At 68.0% G+C, this 21973-nt stretch carries 17 protein-coding genes; 15 read left to right on the top strand and 2 right to left on the bottom strand.

The genetic code is table 11. The features are described 5' to 3' along the window. Together J0F76_RS09840 and J0F76_RS09835 are read left to right on the top strand one after the other, a co-directional pair. The gene (locus J0F76_RS09840; protein WP_207468603.1) at positions 1 to 1542 is read left to right on the top strand and encodes a 5-oxoprolinase subunit B/C family protein; all 1542 of its coding nucleotides are present in this window, start codon (positions 1 to 3) and stop codon (positions 1540 to 1542) included. Then, the gene (locus J0F76_RS09835) at positions 1539 to 3305 is read left to right on the top strand and encodes an acetyl/propionyl/methylcrotonyl-CoA carboxylase subunit alpha (RefSeq protein ID WP_242690114.1); all 1767 of its coding nucleotides are present in this window, start codon (positions 1539 to 1541) and stop codon (positions 3303 to 3305) included. Before J0F76_RS09840 ends, J0F76_RS09835 begins: the two co-directional genes overlap by 4 nt. Before the next feature lie 46 nt (positions 3306 to 3351). Here the strand turns inward: J0F76_RS09835 and J0F76_RS09830 are convergent, their stop codons facing one another. After that, complete coding sequence (locus tag J0F76_RS09830) at positions 3352 to 4611, bottom strand: Nramp family divalent metal transporter (RefSeq protein ID WP_207468601.1); 1260 nt, start codon at positions 4609 to 4611, stop codon at positions 3352 to 3354. A gap of 276 nt (positions 4612 to 4887) precedes the next feature. Here J0F76_RS09830 and J0F76_RS09825 point away from each other — a divergent pair, with 276 nt between their 5' ends. The 8 genes from J0F76_RS09825 (at position 4888) to J0F76_RS09790 (ending at position 14973) form a co-directional block, all read left to right on the top strand. Further along, a complete protein-coding gene (locus tag J0F76_RS09825) occupies positions 4888 to 6765 on the top strand; it encodes a TRAP transporter large permease (RefSeq protein ID WP_207468599.1) in 1878 nt (625 codons plus the stop codon). Positions 6766 to 6798: 33 nt separating this feature from the next. After that, positions 6799 to 7815: a TRAP transporter substrate-binding protein gene (locus J0F76_RS09820; RefSeq protein ID WP_207468597.1), complete on the top strand. Its 1017-nt coding sequence runs from the start codon at positions 6799 to 6801 to the stop codon at positions 7813 to 7815. Then, complete coding sequence (locus J0F76_RS09815; protein ID WP_207468595.1) at positions 7815 to 8603, top strand: IclR family transcriptional regulator; 789 nt, start codon at positions 7815 to 7817, stop codon at positions 8601 to 8603. Before J0F76_RS09820 ends, J0F76_RS09815 begins: the two co-directional genes overlap by 1 nt. After that, the gene (locus J0F76_RS09810) at positions 8600 to 9769 is read left to right on the top strand and encodes an acetyl-CoA acetyltransferase (protein ID WP_207468593.1); all 1170 of its coding nucleotides are present in this window, start codon (positions 8600 to 8602) and stop codon (positions 9767 to 9769) included. The genes J0F76_RS09815 and J0F76_RS09810 overlap by 4 nt, the downstream gene beginning before the upstream one ends. Further along, the gene (locus J0F76_RS09805; protein ID WP_207468591.1) at positions 9766 to 11343 is read left to right on the top strand and encodes an acyl-CoA synthetase; all 1578 of its coding nucleotides are present in this window, start codon (positions 9766 to 9768) and stop codon (positions 11341 to 11343) included. Before J0F76_RS09810 ends, J0F76_RS09805 begins: the two co-directional genes overlap by 4 nt. Further along, positions 11340 to 12152 (top strand): PCC domain-containing protein, encoded by an 813-nt coding sequence (locus tag J0F76_RS09800; RefSeq protein WP_242690113.1) that lies wholly within the window; start codon positions 11340 to 11342, stop codon positions 12150 to 12152. Before J0F76_RS09805 ends, J0F76_RS09800 begins: the two co-directional genes overlap by 4 nt. After that, positions 12149 to 12940: an SDR family NAD(P)-dependent oxidoreductase gene (locus J0F76_RS09795; protein WP_207468590.1), complete on the top strand. Its 792-nt coding sequence runs from the start codon at positions 12149 to 12151 to the stop codon at positions 12938 to 12940. Before J0F76_RS09800 ends, J0F76_RS09795 begins: the two co-directional genes overlap by 4 nt. Before the next feature lie 248 nt (positions 12941 to 13188). Beyond that, a complete protein-coding gene (locus J0F76_RS09790) occupies positions 13189 to 14973 on the top strand; it encodes a peroxidase family protein (RefSeq protein WP_207468588.1) in 1785 nt (594 codons plus the stop codon). Here J0F76_RS09790 and J0F76_RS09785 read toward each other — a convergent pair. Beyond that, positions 14954 to 15877 carry a LysR family transcriptional regulator gene (locus J0F76_RS09785; protein WP_207468586.1) on the bottom strand — a complete coding sequence of 308 codons (924 nt, stop codon included), beginning with the start codon at positions 15875 to 15877 and terminating at the stop codon, positions 14954 to 14956. The two genes, J0F76_RS09790 and J0F76_RS09785, sit on opposite strands and share 20 nt — an antisense overlap. Before the next feature lie 151 nt (positions 15878 to 16028). Between J0F76_RS09785 and J0F76_RS09780 the strand changes: the two genes are divergently transcribed. The 5 genes from J0F76_RS09780 to J0F76_RS09760 are packed head-to-tail and all read left to right on the top strand — an operon-like array spanning position 16029 to position 21972. Beyond that, positions 16029 to 16811: an ABC transporter ATP-binding protein gene (locus J0F76_RS09780; RefSeq protein ID WP_207468584.1), complete on the top strand. Its 783-nt coding sequence runs from the start codon at positions 16029 to 16031 to the stop codon at positions 16809 to 16811. After that, complete coding sequence (locus tag J0F76_RS09775; protein ID WP_242690112.1) at positions 16801 to 18750, top strand: AMP-dependent synthetase/ligase; 1950 nt, start codon at positions 16801 to 16803, stop codon at positions 18748 to 18750. The genes J0F76_RS09780 and J0F76_RS09775 overlap by 11 nt, the downstream gene beginning before the upstream one ends. Further along, positions 18750 to 19628, top strand: a complete 879-nt coding sequence (locus tag J0F76_RS09770; protein WP_242690111.1) for a branched-chain amino acid ABC transporter permease — start codon at positions 18750 to 18752, stop codon at positions 19626 to 19628. The genes J0F76_RS09775 and J0F76_RS09770 overlap by 1 nt, the downstream gene beginning before the upstream one ends. A gap of 3 nt (positions 19629 to 19631) precedes the next feature. Continuing rightward, positions 19632 to 20705, top strand: coding sequence for a branched-chain amino acid ABC transporter permease (locus J0F76_RS09765; RefSeq protein WP_207468580.1), 1074 nt, complete (start codon positions 19632 to 19634; stop codon positions 20703 to 20705). A gap of 37 nt (positions 20706 to 20742) precedes the next feature. Continuing rightward, positions 20743 to 21972 (top strand): ABC transporter substrate-binding protein, encoded by a 1230-nt coding sequence (locus J0F76_RS09760; protein WP_207468578.1) that lies wholly within the window; start codon positions 20743 to 20745, stop codon positions 21970 to 21972. Position 21973: the final 1 nt, after the last annotated feature.

Raw genomic sequence — 21973 nt, 5'->3', positions numbered from 1 at the left:
ATGCGCTTTCTTCCCGTGGGGCCGCGCACGCTGCTGGTCGAACTGGCCGATCTGGACGAAACGCTGGCCCTGTTCGACGCGCTGGGGGCCGACCCGGTCGAGGGCGTGGCCGAGATCATTCCTGCCGCCCGCACGCTGATGATCCGCGTGGCGCCCGGTTTTGCCGCCGACGAGGCGCTGGCGGCGGCGATCCTGTCCCGCCAGCCCGCGCCCGGCACGCTGCGCGAGGCAGGCCCGGTGGAAACTGTCGAGATCCCCATGGCCTATGACGGCGCCGACCTGGCCGATGTCGCGGCCCACATGGACCTGACCGTGGCCGAGGTGATCGCCGCCCATCAGGCCGCGACATGGACCGTGGCCTTTTGCGGCTTCGCGCCGGGCTTCGCCTACATGACGGGCGACGATCCGCGCTTCGACCTGCCGCGCCGCCCCGCGCCGCGCACCCGCATCCCGGCGGGGTCGGTCGCCCTGGCGTCGCGGTTCTGCGGCATCTATCCGCAGGACACGCCCGGAGGCTGGCAGTTGATCGGCACGACCAAGGTGCCGATGTGGGATCTGTCGCGCGACCCGCCCGCGCTGCTGCGCCCCGGCGTGCGCGCCCGCTTTGTGGAAGGCGTGGCGCAGGTCCATCCCTCGGCGGCGATCCCCCTGCCGCAGGGCCAGCCTGCGCTGACGGTCCTGCAAACCGCCTTTCCCATCGTCTTCCAGGACGAGGGCCGACCGGGTCAGGGCGGGCAAGGGGTTTCGGCCTCGGGCGCGCTGGACATTGGCGCGATGCGGCGGGCGAACCGCGCGGTTGGCAATCCGTCCGGCGCACCCGTTCTGGAAATCACCCTAGGCCCCGTGCGGCTGCGCGCCGAACAGCCGGTGACGCTGGGCCTGACCGGCGCGGCGCAGGCCACGGTTGGCGGCCTGACGATGCCCCAGGCCTTCGCGCTCGACGCCGGGGACGAGGTGCTGATCCCGCCCCCCGACGCCGGGATGCGCAGCTATCTGGCGCTGCGCGGCGGCTTCGACGTGGCCCCGGTGCTGGGGTCCGCCGCAACCGACACGCTCGCCTTCGTCGGCCCTGATCCGCTGACCAGCGGCGCGCAGCTTTACGCCGCCAACCGCCCCGCAACCGCCATCGCCGCGCCCGAGGAACAGTCCGCCTTGCCGAAACCGGGCGACGTGGTGGAACTGCCCGTCACCCTCGGCCCCCGCGCCGATTGGTTCACGCCGGACATGATCCGGCACTTCCTGTCCCAGGACTGGCTGGTCACGCCGCAATCCTCTCGCGTGGGCATCCGCCTGGAAGGCAGCCCCGTCACCCGCGAGGACGCGCGCGAACTGCCGTCCGAGGGCACTGAGACCGGCGCCATCCAGATCCCCCATTCCGGCCAGCCGGTGCTGTTCCTGGCCGACCACCCGCTGACCGGCGGCTATCCGGTGATCGCCACGCTGCTGCCGTCCGCGCTTGACTTGGCAGGCCAGATCCCCCCCGGCGCGCGCATCCGCTTTGCCGCCGCCGCCCCCTTCCATGACATAAAGGTCCAGCCATGACCCTTTTCGCCACCGGCCCGACCCTGCCCCTGCGCCGCCTGCTGATCGCCAACCGGGGCGAGATCGCCGTCCGCGTCATCCGCGCCTGCTGCGACGAGGGGATCGAGACGGTCGCCGTCTATGCCGACGCCGACCGCGACGCGCCCTTCGTGGCGATGGCCGACCAGGCCTTTGCCCTTGGCGGCGACAGGCCTGCCGACACCTATCTCAACACTGAAAAGATCATCGCCATCGCGCAGCGCGCGGGCGCGGATGCGATCCATCCCGGCTATGGCTTCCTGTCGGAAAACGCCGGTTTCGCGCAGGCGGTGCAGGAGGCGGGCCTTCTCTGGATCGGTCCCGACCCCGCCGTCATCACCGCCCTTGGCGACAAGATCGAGGCCCGTCGCATCGCCGAGGCCGTCGGCGCCCCCCTGGTCGCGGGCACCCCCGGCCCGGTGGAAACCTCCGCCGACGCCCTGGCCTTCGCCCGCCGGCACGGCTTGCCCATCGCTATCAAGGCGGCCTTCGGCGGCGGCGGGCGCGGCATGAAGGTCGCCTGGCGCTTGGAGGAGGTCGAGGAACTGTTCCAGTCCGCCACCCGCGAGGCGCTGACCGCCTTCGGCCGCGGCGAATGTTTCATCGAGCAGTTCCTGGACCGCCCCCGCCATATCGAGGCGCAGGTGCTTGCCGACCGTCACGGCACCGTCAAGGTGATCGGCACGCGGGACTGTTCCCTGCAACGCCGCAACCAGAAGCTGGTCGAGGAAGCCCCCGCGCCCTTCCTGACCCCCGAACAGCGCCAGCGCATCCACGACAGCGCCCGCGCGATCTGCGCCCATGCGGGCTACAGCGGCGCGGGGACGGTGGAATACCTGCTGTCCGCGAACGGCACGATCTCGTTCCTCGAGGTGAACACCCGCCTTCAGGTCGAACATCCGGTGACCGAGGAAACCACCGGCATCGACTTGGTGCGCGGCATGATCGCCGTGGCGCGCGGGGCCAGGCTGGCTGATGACAGCGTGCCCCAACCGCGCGGCCATTCCATCGAGTTTCGCATCAATGCCGAGGATGTGGCGCGCGGCTTCCTGCCCACGCCCGGTCCCGTGGACCGCTTTGACGCGCCCTCGGGCCCGGGCATCCGTCTGGACAGTGGCGTCGTGGCCGGGTCCGTGATTCCCGGCAGCTTCGACTCCATGATGGCCAAGCTGATCGTGACGGGCGCCACCCGCGACGAAGCCTTGGCCCGCGCCCGCCGCGCCCTGGCCGAGTTCCGCATAGAGGGCGTGGCGACGGTCCTGCCCTTCGACCGCGCCGTTCTGGAACAGCCCGAGTTCCGGGCTGACGACGGCAGCTTCGGCGTCCATACCCGCTGGATCGAAACCGATTTCGCAGACCGGCTGGCCCAAGCGGTGCAGCCCCATGCCCGCGTGACGCCTGCAAACGCCCCGGCCCTGCTGCGCCTGGCCATCGAGATCGACGGCAAGCGCCACGAGCTGGGCCTGCCCGCGGGCATCATGGCGGCGGCCCCCGGCACCCCCGCCGCAGCCCAGGCGACAGCCGAGACCGACGAGGCGACCGTGACCGCCCCTGTCCCCGGTACCCTGACGGCCTGGCAGGTCGAGGATGGCGCGACGGTCGAGGCCGGGCAGGTCATCGCGGTGATGGAGGCGATGAAGATGGAAACCCGCGTCGAGGCGCATCGGGCAGGCCGCATCGGCCTGATCGCGACGGCGGGCGCGGTGCTGGGCTTCGGCGCGGCCCTGGCGCGGATCGAGGCGTAGAAGAACACCGGCGCGCGACCCCGCGCGCCGGCCGGGCGCATGGCTGCTACAGAACCCGCATGATCGCGCCGCGCAACTGGTCCACCGCCAGCGCGGCAAAGGTCAGCGCGCACAGGAACATCATGACGTTGATCACCAGGCCGTTGCGCCATTCCGCGGGCGTCCGGTCGGTGTTCAGGATCCACAGCAGCGTGATTGCCATGAAGGGCATGAACAGCGCGCCCAAGACGCCATAGGCCAGGATCAGATAGACCGGCTGGCCCAAAAACAGCATGACCATCGGCGGAAAGGTCAGCCAGAAGATGTAGAACTTGTAGTAGCGCCCGCCCGACAGCCGGTCGGGATGGTCGTGCGGCTTGCCCTGCACATGGCCGAAGAAGTCCGCGAACATCAGGCTGACGCCGTTCCAGACCCCCACCAGCGACGACATGGACGCCGCCCAGAAGCCCACCAGGAACAGCTTGCCCATCCAGGCGCCATAGCGTTCGCTCAGCACGCCCGACAGATCGACCATGCCCTGGTCGCCGCTGCCGATGGCGATCTGCGCGGAATACAGAAGCTCGGCCCCGACGATCAGCGTCGCGATCACGAACAGGCCCGTGACCAGATAGGCGATGCCGTTGTCCAGCCGCATCACCCGCATGAAGCGCGGCGTGTGCCAGCCCTTTTCGCGCAGCCAGTAGCCATAGGCCGCCAGCGTGATGGTGCCGCCGACCCCGCCCGCCACCGACAGCACGTTGATCATCGCGCCTTCGGGTATGCGCGGGACCAGCCCGGCGGCGATTTCGCCCAGGTTGGGCAGGGTCAGGGCGGCGGCCAGCAGCATGGTGACGAACATCAGGATCACCATGGCCGTCAGCACCTTCTCGAACAGGTCGTAGCGGCCCGACCAGACCAGCCCCAGGCCCAGCAGCCCCGAGATGATGCCCCAGGTCGCCACGCTGAAGAACGGCAGCAGCGAATACAGCGCAAGCCCCACCCCCGCCATCGCGGCGGCGCCGTAGACAAAGCCCCAGATCACGATATACGGGCCGAAATACCAGTGGGTCCAGCGGCCCAGGCTCGACCAGCCCTCGAAGATGGTGTTGCCGGTGGCGAGGCTGTAGCGGCCCGCCCCCTCGACCAGGATCACCTTCATGATGCAGCCCGCGACCACTGCCCAGAGAAGGGCATAGCCGTACTTGCTGCCGGCGACGGTCGTGGCGATCAGGTCGGCCGCGCCCACGCCGGTGGCCGCCACGACAAGGCCGGGACCGACAAGGCTCCACTTCGGCTCGGCGGCGGAGATATCTGTTCGGTTGGTCATTTTGTTTCTCCCTTTCCTTGCGCCCGTTTGCGGGCTGGGGGACAAAAGGACAACCCGAAAGCACCACAGCGTTCCGCATCATGGAACACGGCGCAGGTTTACGGCCGTGCGGATTGGCGAAAAGATCGTCCGAATGGGGCTGGTCCGGCATTTTTATGTTGTCAGGTCGAGCAGCAAGCCTCTAATCCTAGGGGCCGAAGGGTTGGACTTGCATCCACGATGTGGACGCAAAACGGCAGGAGGAGGCCGTGCCGACCCAGCGGAGGGGATGACAGGATGCACCAGACGGATGCTCATGCCGATGCCGAACTGGCGCTTGGCGGGATCGAGGCGCTGAGCGAGCCGAAACGCGCCGAGGCGTGGATGCGCCCGGTAGAGATCGCGGCGGCGGGCCTGCTGGTGGTGATGATCGTCACCGTCCTGGCCAACGTCTTCTTCCGCTATGTCCTGGCCAAGCCGCTGATCTGGGGGGACGAGGTCGCCTCGATCAGCTTCATCTGGATGGCGATGCTGGGCGCAGCCCTGGCGGTGGACCGGCACGAGCACATGAAGCTGACGGTGTTCCTGCCGCTGCTGCCCGCGCGCCTGTCCCGCGTTCTGGAGATCGCCGGCAGCGTGCTGGTCTGCGCCCTGCTGGTGCGGTTGTTCCCCGTGGCTGTCGAATACGCCTACGAGGAGTCCTTCGTCACCTCGCCCGCGCTGGGGCTGCCGATGTCCTGGCGCGCGTCGGCCCTGCCCGCGGGCATCGGGCTGATGGCGCTGCTGATGATCCTGTCGGTGGTCCGCACCCGCGAATGGGGCACGATCCTAGGCACGCTGGTCGTGGCCGGGCTGGTGGTCGCCCTGCTGTGGTGGGCCAGGCCCGCCGTCCTGTCCCTTGGCAACTGGAACCTGCCCTTGTTCCTGGGCCTGTTCGCGGGCGGGCTGCTGGTGGTGGGCGTCCCCATCGCCTTCTGCTTCGCCCTTGCCACGCTGGGATACCTGACCTTCGCCACCAGCGCGCCGATCTTCGTGATGATGGGCCGCATCGACGAAGGCATGTCGTCCCTGATCCTGCTGTCGGTGCCGGTCTTCGTGCTTCTGGGCTGCATCCTGGACGCGACCGGCATGGGCCGCGCCATCGTGGGCTTTCTCGCGTCGCTCTTCGGCCACGTGAAGGCGGGGATGAGCTATGTCCTGCTGGGCTCGATGTTCCTCGTCTCCGGCATCTCCGGGTCGAAGGTGTCCGACATGGCGACCGTCGCCCCCGCGCTGTTCCCCGAGATGCGCCGCCGGGGCCATTCCGCGCCGGAAATGACCGCGCTGCTGGCGACCGGGGCCGCGATGGCCGACACCGTGCCGCCCTCCATCGTGCTGATCGTGCTGGGCTCGGTCGCGGGCGTGTCGATCGCCGGGCTGTTCACCAGCGGCTTCGCCATCGCCATGGTGCTGCTGGTCGTGCTGGCGATCCTCGCCCGCTGGAAGGCACGGGGCGAGCGGATGGAGGGCGTGCGCCGTGCCACCTTGGGCGTCATCGGCAAGACCGCCCTGGTCGCCGCGCCCGCCCTGGTGCTGCCCTTCATGATCCGCAGCCTGGTCGGCGGCGGCGTCGCCACCGCGACGGAAGTGTCCACCATCGCCACGCTGTATGCCTTCATCATCGGCGCGGTGCTCTATGGCGGCATCCCCCTGCGTCGCGTGGGCGGGATGCTGGTCGAAACCGCCGCCATGTCGGGGGCGATCCTGCTGATCCTGGGCGCGGCCTCGGCCATGGCCTGGGCGCTGACGCAGTCGGGCTTCGCGCGCGACCTGATGACGCTTGTCACCGGCCTGCCGGGCGGCTGGATCGTGTTCATGCTGGCATCCATCGCGATCTTCCTGGTGCTGGGCTGCGTGCTGGAAGGACTGCCCGCCATCGTGCTGCTGGCGCCGATCATGTTCCCCATCGCGCGCGGCCTGGGCATCCACGACATCCATTACGCCATGGTCATCGTGACGGCCATGAACATCGGCCTGATGGCCCCGCCCATCGGCATCGGCTTCTATATCGCCTGCAAGATCGCCAATGTGCCCGCCGAACAGGTCATGGCGAAGATCTGGCCCTATCTGGCCGCGCTGATGGTGGGCCTGCTGGCCATCGCCGCCGTGCCCTGGTTCTCGACCGCATTGCTGTAAACCGTTTCCAACACCTCGGGGAGGAGGAGTTTCATGACGATCACCCGCCGCACCATCCTGCTGGGCGCCGCCGCCGGCGCGCTGGCCACGCCGTTCATCCGGGTCCGCCCGGCCATGGCCGCCGAATTCAGCTACAAGCTGGCCAACAACCAGCCCCTGGACCATCCCAGCAACGTCCGCCTGGCCGAGGCGCAGAAGGCCATCCTGGAAGCCACCGGCGGGCGGTTCGACCTGCAGATCTTCCCGTCGAACCAGTTGGGCGCGGATACCGACGTGCTGGGCCAGTTGCGGTCGGGCGGGGTCGAGTTCTTCCAGCTGTCGCCGATCATCCTGTCCACGCTGGTCCCGAACGCGTCCATCAACGGCGTGGGCTTCGCCTTCCCCGACTACGACACCGTCTGGAAGGCGATGGACGGCGAGCTTGGCGCCTATGAGCGGTCCCAGATCGAAGGTGCGGGCCTGGTGGTGATGGAGAAGATCTGGGACAACGGGTTCCGGCAGATCACCTCGTCCACCAAGCCCATCACGACGCCCGCCGACCTGGAAGGCTTCAAGATCCGCGTACCGGTCAGCCCGCTCTGGACCTCGATGTTCACGGCCTTCGGGTCGGCGCCCGCGTCGATCAACTTCGCCGAGGTTTATACCGCGCTCCAGACCGGCATCGTGGACGGGCAGGAAAACCCGCTGGCAATCATGAAGGTGGCAAAGCTGTGGGAGGTGCAGAAGTACTGTTCCATGACCAACCACATGTGGGACGGCTTCTGGCTTCTGGGCAACCGCCGCGCCTGGGGCGCCCTGCCCGAGGACATCCAAGGAGCGGTGGCCGAGAACTTCAACGCCGCCGCCCTGAAGCAGCGCGAGGACATCGCGCAGATGAACGCCTCGCTGAAGACCGACCTGGAAGCGCAGGGCTTCGTCTTCAACGACGCCGATCCCAAGGCCTTCGAGGACAAGCTGCGCGAGGCGGGCTTCTACGCCGAATGGAAGAAGACCTATGGCGACGAGGCCTGGGCCATCCTGGAAGCCGCCATCGGCCGGACGCTCGCCTGATGAAGGACGGCGCCGCCCCCATGGACACCGGCGGGACGCAGGCGGTGGCGCGTGCGCTGTCGCTTCTGTCGCTGGTCGGGCGGGGCGGCGCGCAGGGCCTGGGGCTGGCACAGCTTGCGGCGGCCTCGGGCCTTGCGCGGCCCACGGCACGGCGGCTGCTGCTGGCGCTTGGCACGGCGCGGCTGGTCGAACAGGACCGGGCGACGCGGCGCTATCACCTGGGGCCGGAAACCTATCTGCTGGCGGGCTTTGCGGCGGAACGCCACGGCATCCTGCACCACGCCCATGGCAGCATGGTCCGGCTGGCGCACGAGTCCGGCGACACGGTGCTGCTGACCGTGCCGCAGGACGACCATACCCTGTGCCTGGAACGGATCGAGGGCGATTTCCCCGTCCGCACCCACGCCCTGATGCGAGGCGACCGCAAGCCCGCGGGCGTCGGCGCGGGCGCGCTGGCAATCCTGGCCGCACTGCCCGCCCCCGAGGCCGACGCGCTGCTGGACCGCGTGGCGCCCCTGGTGGGCGACCTGATGCCCGCCCTGCGCGAGGATCTGGCCCATGCCCGTGCCCAGGGCCATGCTCTGAACCCCGGCCGCGTCGTGGCGGGGTCCTGGGGCCTGGGCGTGGCGATCCCCTGGCCCGACGGACGCCCGGCAGGCGCGCTGTCCATCGCCGCCATCGAAAACCGCATGACCCCCGCGCGGCAGGCCGACCTGGCCGCCGCGCTGCACCGCGAGGCCGGGCTGATCGCCCGACGCCTTGCCGATCTTGAAAGGAAAACCGGATGACCGACCCCCTGATCGTTGGCTGGGCGCACACGAAGTTCGGCAAGGCCGAGGCGCCCGACACCATGGCCCTGATGGCCGAAGTTGCCCTGCCCGCGCTGGAACACGCCGGAATCACCCCGGATGCCGTGGACGGCATCTTCACCGGCGTCTTCAACAACGGCTTCCAGCGCCAGGACTTCCAGGGCGCGCTTGTCGCCATGGGCAGCCCCGAACTGGCGGGCGTGCCCTTCATGCGCACGGAAAACGCCTGCGCCACCGGATCGGCCGCGCTGTATGCCGCCGCCGACTTCATTGCCTCGGGCCGTGGCAAGGTGGCCCTGGTGATCGGGGCCGAGAAGATGACCGCCATCCCCATCGCCGACGTGGGCGGCGTCCTTCTGACCGCCAGCTACGTGGCCGAGGAAGGCGACACGCCGGGCGGCTTCGCGGGCGTCTTCGGGCGCATCACCGACAGCTATTTCCAGAAGAACGGCGACAGGTCCGAGGAGCTGGCGATGATCGCCGCCAAGAACCACGACAACGGCACGCGCAACCCCTATGCGCATATGCAGAAGGCGTTCGACCTGGCCTTCTGCAACACGCCGTCCGACAAGAACCCGCTGGTCGCGGGGCCGCTGCGGCGCACGGATTGCTCGCTGGTGTCGGACGGGGCGGCGGCGATCGTCCTGGCCGCGCCCGAGGTGGCCGAGGGGCTGAACCGCGCCATCCGCTTCCGCGCCCGCGCGCAGGCGGGCGACATGCTGGCCCTGTCGCGCCGCGACCCGACCGAGTTCGCGGGGGCGCACCGCGTCTGGCGCAACGCGCTGGATCAGGCCGGGCTGGCGATCCATGACCTGTCGCTGGTGGAAACCCATGACTGCTTTACCACCGCCGAGATGATCGAATACGAGGCGATGGGCCTTGCCCCTCGCGGCCAGGGCTGGCGCGTGATCCGCGAGGGCACCACGCGGATGGACGGCAAGCTGCCCGTGAACCCCTCGGGCGGGCTGAAGTCGCGCGGCCATCCCATCGGCGCGACCGGCGTCAGCCAGCACGTCATGGCCGCGATGCAACTGACCGGGGATGCGGGCGCGATGCAGGTGCCCGGCGCGGAACTGGCGGGCGTCTTCAACATGGGCGGCACGGCGGTCGCCAACTACTGCTCGATCCTGGAACGCGAGAAATGACCGATCCTGCTGGCGGGCTGGCCCCTGTCTCCACCCGCGTGATGAACCTCGCCACCTTTCTGGCCCAGGCCGCGCGCCGCGACCCCGACGGCGTGGCCCTGGTCATGGGCGACACCCGCTGGACCTGGGCCGAATGGGACCGGCGCACCGATGCGCTGGCCCATGCCTTGCAGACCCGGTTCGGCCTGAAAAAGGGCGACCGGGTGATGTGCCAGTCGCAGAACTGCATGGAGATGATGCAGGCGATGTTCGCTGTCTGGCGCGCGGGCGGGGTCTGGGTGCCCGCCAACTTCCGCCAGACGCCCGAGGAGGTGGCCTATCTGACGGAGGCGTCGGGCGCGACGCTGATGTTCTGCAACGCCAGCTTCCCCGACCACGCGGCGGCTTGCGGGGTGACGACGCTGGCCTTCGGCGCGGCGGAGTTCGGGCCGGAGGTGACGGCAATCACCGCCGAGCACATGGGGGAACGCCCGCAGGTCGCCATCGTGGACCGCGACGATCCGTGCTGGTTCTTCTTTACCTCGGGCACGACCGGGCGACCCAAGGCGTCCGTGCTGACCCACGGGCAGATGGCCTTCGTGGTGACGAACCATCTGGCCGACCTGATGCCGGGGCTGACGGGCGAGGACGCGTCCTTGGTCGTTGCCCCCCTGTCGCATGGCGCGGGGGTGCACCAGTTGACCCAGGTGGCGCGGGGGGTGAGGACGATCCTGCTGCCGACCGAACGCTTTGATCCGGCGCAGGTCTGGGATCTGGTCGCGGAATGGCGCGTGTCCACCATGTTCACCGTGCCCACGATCCTGAAGCTGCTGGTCGAACATCCTTCGACCGCCGGGGCCGACACGTCGTCGCTGCGCTATGTCATCTATGCCGGCGCGCCGATGTACCGGGTGGACCAGCAGAAGGCGCTGCAAACGCTTGGCCCCGTGCTGGTCCAGTATTTCGGCTTGGGCGAGGTCACGGGCAACATCACCGTCCTGCCTGCCCACCTGCACCAGGCCGAGGACGGTCCCACGGCCCGCATCGGCACCTGCGGCCACGCCCGCACGGGGATCGAGGTCCAGATCCAGGACGACCAAGGGCGCGAAGTCGCGCCGGGCGAAACGGGCGAAATCTGCTGCATCGGCCCCGCCGTCTTCGCGGGCTATTACCGGAACCCGGAAGCCAACGCCAAATCCTTCCGCGACGGCTGGTTCCGTACGGGCGACCTGGGCCACATGGACGAGCAAGGCTTCGTCTACATCACCGGGCGGCAGTCGGACATGTTCATCTCGGGCGGCTCGAACGTCTATCCGCGCGAGATCGAGGAGAAGATCCTCACCCACCCCGCCATCAACGAGGTCGCCGTTCTGGGGGTCCCCGATCCCCTGTGGGGAGAGATCGGCTGGGCGGTCTGCGTGGCGAACGCCCCCGTGGCCGAGGCGGATCTGGCCGCGTTCCTGGACGGCAAGCTGTCGCGCTACAAGATGCCCAAGCGGTTCCTGTTCTGGGACGCGCTGCCCAAGTCGGCCTATGGCAAGATCACCAAGAAGATGATCCGCGAGGAACTGGAAGCCCGCGGCATGATCGCATGACGCGGATGATCCATCCGGGCCCGCGCGGGGCGGCGCGGGCGGTGGCGGTGCCTGCGTCCCTGCGGCCCATCGCGGGGGTGCTGCCTGCCGGGCAGACTGTCATGGACGCGGTAGGCGATCTGTTCGCCGCCCATGGCTGCAAGGGCGGCGTCGTCTGGCTGGACGGCGTCACCTGCGACCCCATGCGCTTCGTGCTGCCCGCGCCTTCGACGGACGGCATCCATGCGGCGTGGTATTCCGACACCCATGCGCCGGACGGGCCGGTCCGGATCGCCCGCGCCTCTGCCACGGTCGGCTGGAAGAACGGCGCGCCGTTCCTGCATTGCCACGGCACTTGGGGCGAAACCATGGGCCACCTGCTGCCGCTGGACTCGGTGCTGGCGGCGGATGCCGACGTCACCGGCCTCGGCGCGCCGGACGCCTGGTTCGAAGCCCTGCCGGATGCCGAAACCGCCTTCACCCTGTTCACCCCGCAAGGCGGCGGCACCGGCACCGGCCTGCTGGCCCGCATCCTGCCCGGCGAGGATGTGGTCACGGCCATCGAAACCCTGTGCGCCCGCCACGGCGTCACCCATGCCCGCCTGCACGGCGTCGGCAGCATCGACCACATCCGCTTCGCGGAGGGCCACCGCATGGATTGCCACGCCACCGAACTGCGGCTGGACGGGGCGACCCTGGACCAAGGCCGCGCCACGGTCCCGATCGAGGTCGTGGACATCGCGGGCACCATCATGCGCGGCACGCTGGAACGGGGTGCAAACCCGGTCGGCGTGACGCTGGAACTTGTTATCGAAAGGACAGACCCATGACAGACGCCAAAGCCGCCCCCAAAGTCGCCATCGTGACCGGGGGGTGCCGGGGCATCGGCCTGGCCGCGACCGAGATCTTCCTGGAACAGGGCTGGCGCGTCGCCGTGGTGGACCGCGACACGGAAGAACTGCACCGCACCTGCGACCCCATGGAAAACGTCCTGCCCGTCGAGGCCGACATCTCCGACCCGCAGGCCGTCGATGGCGTGATCCGCACGGTGGTCAGCCAATGGGGCCGCGTCGACGCCCTGGTCAACAACGCGGGCGTGGCGCTGTTTTCCCGAGCCCACCAGACCAATTTCGAACAATGGCGCGAGGTGATGGCCACGAACCTGGACGGCGTGTTCCTGTGCACCCAGGCCGCCGTGCCGGAACTGGCGAAGACCAGGGGCGCGATCGTCAACATCGCCTCGATTTCCGGGCTGCGGGCGTCCACGCTGCGGGTAGCCTATGGCACGTCGAAGGCCGCCGTGATCCACCTGACCAAGCAGTTCGCCGCCGAGCTGGGCGAACAAGGCATCCGCGTCAACTGCGTGGCCCCCGGCCCGGTGAAAACCAAGCTGGCGATGGCCGTCCACACGCCGGAAATCATCAGCGCCTATTACGACGCGATCCCGTTGAACCGATATGGCGAGGCGCGCGAGATCGCCGAGGCGATCGTCTTCCTGTGCTCGGACAAGGCCAGCTTCATCTCGGGCCAGACCGTGGCCGTGGATGGCGGATTCGATGCGACCGGGGTGGGCCTGCCCGCCATGCGCCGCGAGGACGGGACGCAGCGCAAGGTCTGAAACGGCCGCAAGGCCGGGCCGCCATAATTGCCTGTATGAAAAGGCGGGGCATATCGAATAATGTCGATATGCCCCGCCATATTATTTTAATAGCAATTACCAAATATAAATGGTATTTAAATATCTGGATTGATCGGGCTGAAAACAAAGCGCCGACATTCTTATAAGCCGCAACATTTCAGCGGAAGTAAATATATCCGGCGCAGATTATCTGCCCCGGCCTTATAATGATTGGCTTGGAGTTAAAAATGCTGTTCTCGCTCAGCCACGGAACGCGGATCATCCAGGATGCCGCCGTTCTGCAGCCCGCCGCCAGCGATGCCGTCAGCGGCGGCGCCAGGGTCCTTGAAAAGCCGGCCGTCGAACTGGAACGACTGGATGCAAAGCCCTTGTCGGCCGTCCTCGACGAAGCAGGCGGAACGGGCACCCTGACGCGCGCGATGTCGACCGCGGCCGGGGCCTTCCGCTATCTATTCCGCGACGCGCCCGGCCTGCCCGCCAGTCCCGCGACGCTGGCCGCGCTGGACCAGCTTGCCGAAAGCATGGCTGTCGAGGCGACCGGCCCCGCCGATGGTGCGATCGCGCCGATCCTGACCTATTTCGGCCAGTTCATCGATCACGACATCACCGCCAATACCGACCGCGAGGTCGCGGGCCTGTCGGAAATCGTGGGCGACATCGCCCCCATGGACCGCGTTCAGGTCGAAGGCGGCCTGGACAACCTGCGCGACGGGTCGCTGGCGCTGGACAGCCTTTACGGCGATTCCCCCGATCAGGGGGCGTTCGGGCTGAAGCTGGCGGGCCTGATGCGGCACCCGACCTTCACCGACAAGATGCGCCTGGGGCTGACCGCCGATTCCGGTGACGGACGCCCGCCGCTGCCTGCCGATCCCGCAGCCGACCTGCTGCGGCTGGGCTTCCTGATGGACCGGGGCGACATCACCGAGGCGGAACTCAACGCCCTGCCTTCGGACCTGCGCGCCAATTTCGTCGATGCCGGCGGGCCGATCCGCACCCGCGCGATCATCGGCGACGGGCGCAACGACGAAAACCTGCTGGTGGCCCAGCTTCACGTCGCCTTCCTGCGCCTGCACAACCGCATGGTGGACCTTGGCAACAACTTCGACGAAGCCCGCCGGCTGACCCGCTTCCACTACCAGTGGCTGGTCCTGAACGCCTTCCTGCCCGCCATCTGCGCGGGCGATGTCGTGGACGAGGTGCTGGCCACCGGCGCGCCGCTTTACGCCGAGTTCCTGGCCGCCAACCCTCCCTCGGACCCGGCGAAGATGCCGATGCCGCTGGAATTCTCGGTGGCGGGCTTCCGCTTCGGCCATTCGATGGTGCGCGGGCGCTATGACCACAACCGCTTCTTTGGGCGGGCCGTGGCCGGATCGACCCAGATCGCGCCCTTTGCCAGTTTCGAGCAGCTGTTCCAGTTCACCGGCAGCGGCAGGATGCCCTCGCCGCTGACGGCCGATCCCAAGACCTCGCTGCCGGGAAACTGGGTGATCGAATGGGACCGCTTCGTCCATGCCGAGACGCCGGTGCGGTCGGCCCGCAAGATCGACACGCATCTGGCCCCGCCGCTGGACGACATGGTCAACCAGACCGGCGCACCGATGATGAAGCGGCTGGCGATGCGCAACCTGCGGCGCGGATACCGGCTGAACATGCCCTCGGCCCAAGGCCTGATCGAGGCCATCAACGCGACCGGCCTTTACCGCCCGATTCCCGTGCTGACGCCGCAACAGGTGGCCGAGGGGCGCGACTTCCTGACCGCCCCCGGCCTGGATGCCGCAACGCCCCTGTGGTTCTATGTGCTGCGAGAAGCCGAACTGGTCGGCGGCAACCACCTGGGCGCGTTGGGCAGCCACCTGGTCGCCAACACGCTGGTCGGGCTGGTGGTGAACGACGCCGGCTCCTACTGGAACGCCAAGGTCGGCGGGCACCGCTGGTCGCCGCACCTGTTCCAGCCGTCGCAGCCCATCGACAGCCTGAAAGCGATGCTGCGGTTCACCGGGCTTCTGGCCTGACCTCCTCCGTGACGCCCTGGCCGAACTGTTCGGCCAGGGTCTGCACCATGTGCCTGCCCAGCGGGCCTGGCCTGCGATGCGCGGGCCAGGCCACGACCACGGTGCGGACCGGGTGGAACTGCATGTCCTCGCAGGTCAGGGGAACGACCTCGCCCCGGGCGATCTCGGATGCGAAGGTGCCGCTGGCCGAGAAGCACCAGCCCAGGCCCGCCGCGACCATCGACTTGATCGATTCCACGTCGTTGACCGTCCAGACGTCGGTGGAAAACAGCCGCCCCACGCGCTCCATGTCGATCTGCGGCGAGCCGACATAGTAGATCTGCCGTTCCCGGTCGAAGGCGCGCATGGCCAGCGGTTGCGGCAGTCCGGCCAGCCGGTGCCCTGCGGCGCAGACCGGCCCCAGCGTCTCGGACCCCAGGTGGCGGGCCGCGATGTCGGACGGGATCGCGGCGGCCAGCGTCAGGGCAAAGTCGAAATTCCCATCCCGCAGGTCGTCCCACAGCGTCGCCAGGGACGAGTTGAAGAACTGGAACCGCGCGTGCGGGTGGGCGGTCGCAAAGGCCCGCAGCGCCCGGTTCAGGTCGGCGCGCGGGAACAGCACGTCGATCAGCACGCGCAGGCGGGTTTCCTCGCCCTTTTCCAGCGAGGCGGCATGGGTCGCGAAGCTGCGGGCGCGTTCCACGACGCTGCGGGCCTCGGCCAGAAGCACGCGGCCGCGTTCGGTCAGGTCGGCCCGGTTGGTGCCGCGCCCCAGCAGGGGAAAGCCGCATTGTTGTTCCAGCTGCGCCAGCGAATAGCTGACCGAGGAGATCGGCCGCCGCAGTTCCTTGGCCGCCGCCGTCAGGCTGCCATGGTCCGCGATGGCGCAGAAGGCGCGCAGGTGATCGACCAGGTTCGGATGCATTTCAGGAATTCCGAAAGAACTTTGCCATTCTTTTCGGTTTACCGAAAAACGAATCCGATGCTAGCCTTTCCTCATCCGGGTCAGGGGAGGACTGACCAGCAAGACTGTTTGGGAGGACAGCCATGCGCGGACTGAACGGACGCCTGCCCGCATGAGCGGCGAACACACCCTTGTCTGCGACAACATCGTCCGCCGCTTCGGCGGGGTGGTCGCGCTGAAGAACGTCTCGGTCGCGGTGCGGCGGGGCGAGATCTTCGGCCTTGTCGGGCCGAACGGGTCGGGCAAGACCACGCTGGTCAACGCGATCACCGGATTTTACCCCCCGCAGGAAGGCCGCATCACGCTGGACGGGCGGCAGATCAACGGGCTGAAGCCGTTCCGCATCGCCGGGATGGGCGTGGCGCGGACCTTCCAGAACGTCGCGCTGTTCCACGGGATGTCGGTCCTGGACAACATCCTGATGGGCCGGCACATCTTCATGAAGCCGAACCCGCTGGCGTCCTTCTTCTATCCCTGGTGGGCGCAAAAGGAAGAAGTCGCGCACCGCCGCCATGTCGAGGAGGTGATCGACCTTCTGCAACTGGCCCCCGCCCGCGACGAGCATGTGGACGTGATCCCGCTGGGCCTGCAGAAGCGGGTCGAGCTGGCCCGCGCCTTGTGCGCCGAGCCCAAGCTGCTGGTCCTAGACGAGCCGATGGCGGGCATGAACCAGGAGGAAAAGGAATACATGGTCCGCTTCATCCTGGACGCGCAGGAGGCGTTGGGCCTGACCGTGCTGATCATCGAGCATCACATGGATGTGGTGACCGCGCTCTGCGACCGGGTGCTGGTGCTGAACAACGGGCAAGAGATCGCGCAAGGCCCTGCGCGCGAGGCCATCGCCGATCCGCGCGTGGTCGAAGCCTATATCGGAAAGCCCCGCCATGCAGCATGACCCCGCGATGACGGCGCAGGCCAAGGCGCTGCACCCCAACTGGCGCGACGACGACACGATCCTGGCCCGGCTGGCCCGCAACGCCGCCGAGGTTCCGGATCAGGTCGCCATGCGCGAACGCGACCACGGCATCTGGCAGGAATACAGCTGGGCCGACTACCTGCGCGCCGTGACGGAATTCGCGGCAGGCCTTGAAGCGCGCGGCGTGCGTCCCGGCGATGTGCTCATGGTGATCGGCGACAACCGCCCGAACCTGTATTTCGCCATGCTGGGCGCGGCCTGCCTGCGGGCCATCCCGTCTCCCGCCTATGCCGACGCCCCGACCGAGGAACTGGCCGCCCAGATGGAGCGCGAGGACATCCGCGTCGCCGTGGCCGAGGACCAGGAGCAGGTGGACAAGATGCTGGAGGCCAAGGGCCGCTGGACGCATCTGTCGCTGGTGATCTACGACGACCCGCGCGGGCTTGCGGGCCGCGAACCGGACGGGGTGGCCGGGTTCGACACGATCCGGGCCGAGGGCGCGGCGCGCCTCAAGGCCGATCCCGGGCTGGCGCAGGCGCTGATCGCCCGCGCCAATGTCCACGACACCGTGGTCCTGATGCATTCGTCCGGCACCACCGGGGCGCCCAAGGGCATTCCCTTGAAGCACGGCCATGTCCTGTCGGGCGTCCGCAACGCTGCCGCCGCCGGCTACTTCCAGGCAGGCGAGGTCCACATGGCCTATCTGCCGATGGCCTGGGTGGGCGACTTCATCTTTTCCGTCGGCGCGGCGACCGAACTGCGCTTTACCGTCAACATCCCCGAGGCCAATGAAACGGCCCTGCACGACCTGCGGGAAATGGCCCCGACGCTGTATTTCGCATCCCCCCGCGCCTGGTCAGCCATGCTGACCCGCGTGCAGGTGGGGATCGCGGAAACAACCGGGTTGAAACGGCGCCTGTATGACTGGTTCATGCCCCGCGCCATGGCGGCCGAACGCGCCAAGCTGGACGGCAAGGGGACGGGCGGCGGGCTGACCCAGTGGCTGGGCGAATGGCTGATCTATGGCCCGATCCGCGACCAGTTGGGCCTGGGCCGGGTCAAGCGCGCCTATACCGCGGGCGAGGCCATTGGCGAGGACGTGTTCCTGTGGTTCCGCGCCATCGGCCTGAACCTGCGCCAGTTCTACGGCCAGACCGAAAACTGCGCGCTGGCGGTCGCCCAGAAACCCGAGGACATATCCTTGACCACCGTCGGCCGCCCCTTCCCCGGCGTCGAGATGAAGATCGACGAACACGGCGAGATCCTGCTGCGCGGCGACAACATCTTCGACGGCTATTTCCAGAATCCCAAGGCCAGCGCCCAGGCGTTGCAGGACGGCTGGCTGCACACCGGCGACGCGGGCCAGATCGAGCCGGACGGGCAGTTGGTCGTGCTGGGCCGCGTCTCCGAGGTGGTGGAAAAGCGCGACGGCACCCGCTTCATCCCGACCTATATCGAGAACCGGCTGAAGTTCTCGCCCTACATCAAGGACGCGGCGGTGATCGGGCAGGGCCGCGACATGCTGGTGGCGATCGTCTGCATCGACTTCCAGGCGGTCGGGCAATGGGCGCAGGAACATGGGGTGCCCTACACCTCCTATGCGGAACTCTCGCAGCAGCCGCGCATCTATGACTTGATCGCGGGCCAGATCACGGACGTGAACGCGCATCTGCCGCATGGGCTGTCCATCGACCGCTTCGTCAACCTGCACAAGGAATTCGACCCCGACGACGGAGAGGTCACGCGCACCCGCAAGCTCAAGCGCAACGTGATCGACGACCGCTATGGGCCGATCATTCAGGCGCTGAACGCAGGTGCCCGGGAAATCGACTTCAAGGCGCGGATCACCTATGAAAACGGCCAGACCGGGTCGCTGGACCGGGTGCTGCGGCTGTCCGACGTGAAGGGGGCCGCATGATGGCGTATTTCATTGAACTGCTGATCTCGGGCGCGCTGACCGGGCTGATGTATTCGCTGGTCGCCCTAGGCTTCGTGCTGATCTACAAGTCGGCGGGCGTGCCGAACCTGGCGCAGGGCGCGCTGGTGATGACCGCCGGCTATGCCGTCTGGCTGGTCATGGCCTGGGGGCTGAACGTCTGGATCGCCATTCCCATTGCCGCCGCGATCATGTTCGGCTTCGGCTTGGTCGTGGAACGCCTGCTGCTGCGCCGCATGGTGGGCCAGCCGGTCATCATGGTCGTCATGCTGACCCTGGGACTGGAGATCCTGCTGCGCGGCCTCGTCCCCGGCATCCTGGGATCGACGCCGAAGCCCGTCGACCTGGGGATCGACTTCGCCCCCATCATCATCGGCGACGTGTTCATCAACCGCACCTCGCTTTATGGCGGCATCGTGGCCCTGCTGCTGGTCGGCGCCTCGCTGCTGTTCTTCCGCACAAGGCTGGGGACCAAGCTGCGCGCCGTGTCGGATGACCATGTGTCAAGCTGGGCAGTGGGCATCTCGGTCGAGCGCGCCATCGGGATTTCCTGGGGCCTTGCGGGCATCGCCGCGGTGGTCGCGGGCGCGCTGTGGGGATCGTCGCAGGGGGTGGACTGGACGCTGTCCACGCTGCTGTTCCCCGCCGTCGCCGTGGTGATCCTGGGCGGCGTCGATTCGGTCCCCGGCGTGGTCGTGGGCGGCATCCTGGTCGGCGTGCTGGGCACGGTCATTCCCGGATACCTGGACAGCATCGCGGGCGGATCGACGCGCGACGTGGTCACGTCCCTCATCATCCTGCTGACCATCATGGTCCGCCCCTTCGGCATCTTCGGCCGAGAAGACATCGAGAGGATCTGACCCATGTTCTATCGTCTCTCGGGCACCTATCACACCAGCTACGAAGCCGACCGCAAGCTGTGGAAGATCCCCACCGACCGCTGGCTGGTGATCGCGCTGCTGATCCTTGCGCTGCTGGCGCCGCTCTATGTCTCGCCGCTGTATCTTGGCAGCTATGTCCTGCCCTGGGTGATCTGGTCGGCGGCGGCGCTGTCCTTGACGCTGCTCATGGGTCTGGCGGGGCAGCTGCATTTCGGCTTTGCCGCCGTGATGGCGATCGGAGCCTATGCCTCGATCCACCTGGTCCGGGCGGGCGTGCCGTTCGAGCTGGCGCTGCTGCTGTCGGGCCTGATCTCGGCGGTGATCGGCGCGGTCTTCGGCGGCGCGGCCTTGCGGGTGAAGGGGCTGTACCTCGTGATGGCCACGCTGGCGATGCAGTATCTGATCGATTGGGTCGTGGTGAACGTCCCCGCCATTTCCGGCGGCGCGCACGCCACCCTGCGCACGCCCGCCGTCAGCTTCCTGTTCTTTCCCGTCGAAAGCCTCGCCGCGCGCTATTGGCTGGCGCTTGGCTGGGCGGTGCTGCTGACAGTGTTCTTCATGAACGTCAAGCGCACCTCGTTCGGGCGTGCCCTTGTGGCGATCCGGGACAAGGACTTCGCCGCCGCCGTGATCGGGGTCGATCCGTTCAAGACCAAGCTGATGGCCTTCTTCACGTCCTCCTTCATGGGCGGAGTCACCGGTGCGATCCTGGCCTTCTGCTTCTATCGCGCGGTGACGCCGGAACAGTTCGGCTTCAACGTCTCGATCCAGTTGGTCGCCATGGTGCTGGTGGGGGGCCTTGGTTCCGTGATCGGATCCTGGCTGGGCGCGGGTTTCGTGCTGCTGGCGCCGATCTTCCTGACGAACCTGGTGTCGGGACTGGCGGCAGCCGGCTGGGTGCCGGTCAGCCAGAATTTTCTCTCGCACCTGCCCTTGATGATCTACGGCGCCATGATCATCGGCTTCCTGCTGCTGGAGCCGCTGGGGCTGGCGAAAATCTACGACAACATCCGCAAGTATTTCCTGGTCTGGCCGTTCCGCCACGCCAGAAGCTGAAACCCCTGGGGAGGGGGAAATGATGGGAGGAAGACACATGACCTTTCTGCGCAAGCTGGCGCTGACCACAGCCCTTGTCGCGGGCCTGTCCGCCCCCGTGGCCGCCGAGGACGTCAAGTTCGGGCTGCTGCAGGATTTCACGGCGGTCTACACCTTCGTGACCGGGCAGTACAACCAAGGCCAGCAGGACTATCTGGCGCTGGCGAACGCCGAGGGCACCCTGGGCGAGGGCAACACGGTGACGGCCATCGTGCGCGACACCGGCAACCAGCCGCAGCGCGGGATCGAGGCCTATAACCGCGCCAAGGAGGAAGGCGCGGTCCTGTTCGACTTCCTGTCCACGCCCGTGTCCGCCGCGATCCTGGACCAGGCGCAGGCCGACAAGAACGTGGTCATCACCCCCGCCCATGGCCGGGGCGACGCGTCGGACGGCACGGTCTTTCCCTATGTCTTCCCGATGTTCGCGACCTACTGGGCGCAGGCCGCCAACCTGATCGAGCACATGAAGAACAACGGCGGGCTTGAAGGCAAGAAGATCGCCATCGTCCATATCGACAGCCCCTTCGGGCGCGAACCGGGGCCGATCCTGACCGCGCTTGCCGAACAGGAAAAGTTCGAGTTCCAGGCCTTCCCCTATGCCAGCCCCGGCAACGAACAGTCCGCCGCCTGGTCCGAGGTGCGGCGCTATCGCCCCGACTACGTCCTGATCTGGGGCGCGGGCGGCGGGCAGGCCGTGTCGGTGAAGACCGCCATCCAGAACGGCATCCGCCCCGAGCAGATCCATTCGGTGATCTGGCTGGCCGAAACCGACGCCGCCAACGTGGGCCCGGCCATGAAGGGCGTGAAGCGGTTCGAAGCGACGGCCGCAGGAACCGAGCACCCGATCATCCAGCGCATCCAGGAAAAGGTCATCGCGCCGGGCAAGGGGTCGGGCGACGCGGCCAATGTCGGCACCAGCTACTACAACCTGGGCGTGGCGACGATGGCCGTCGCGGTCGAGGCCGCGCGGCTGGGCATGGAGGGCGGTCAGCCGCTGACGGGCGAAAGCCTGAAGGCAGGCTTCGAGAAGATCGCGGGCTATGACGCCGAGGGCCTGATGCCCCCCGTCACCTACACCGCCGAGGACCACCAGGGCGGCGGCGCCGGCCGGGTTTCGGAATGGGATGGCGAGAAATGGGTTCCGGTCAGCGACTGGCACGCGGCCTATCCCGACCTGATCCGCAGCGTGATCGAGAAGTCGGCCGCCGAATACAAGGCGGGGCACTGAC

It is taken from the genome of Paracoccus fontiphilus (assembly GCF_017356265.1).
In the GTDB taxonomy this organism is placed as follows: Bacteria; Pseudomonadota; Alphaproteobacteria; order Rhodobacterales; family Rhodobacteraceae; genus Paracoccus; species Paracoccus fontiphilus.
This window is presented reverse-complemented; position numbering and strand designations above follow the sequence as displayed.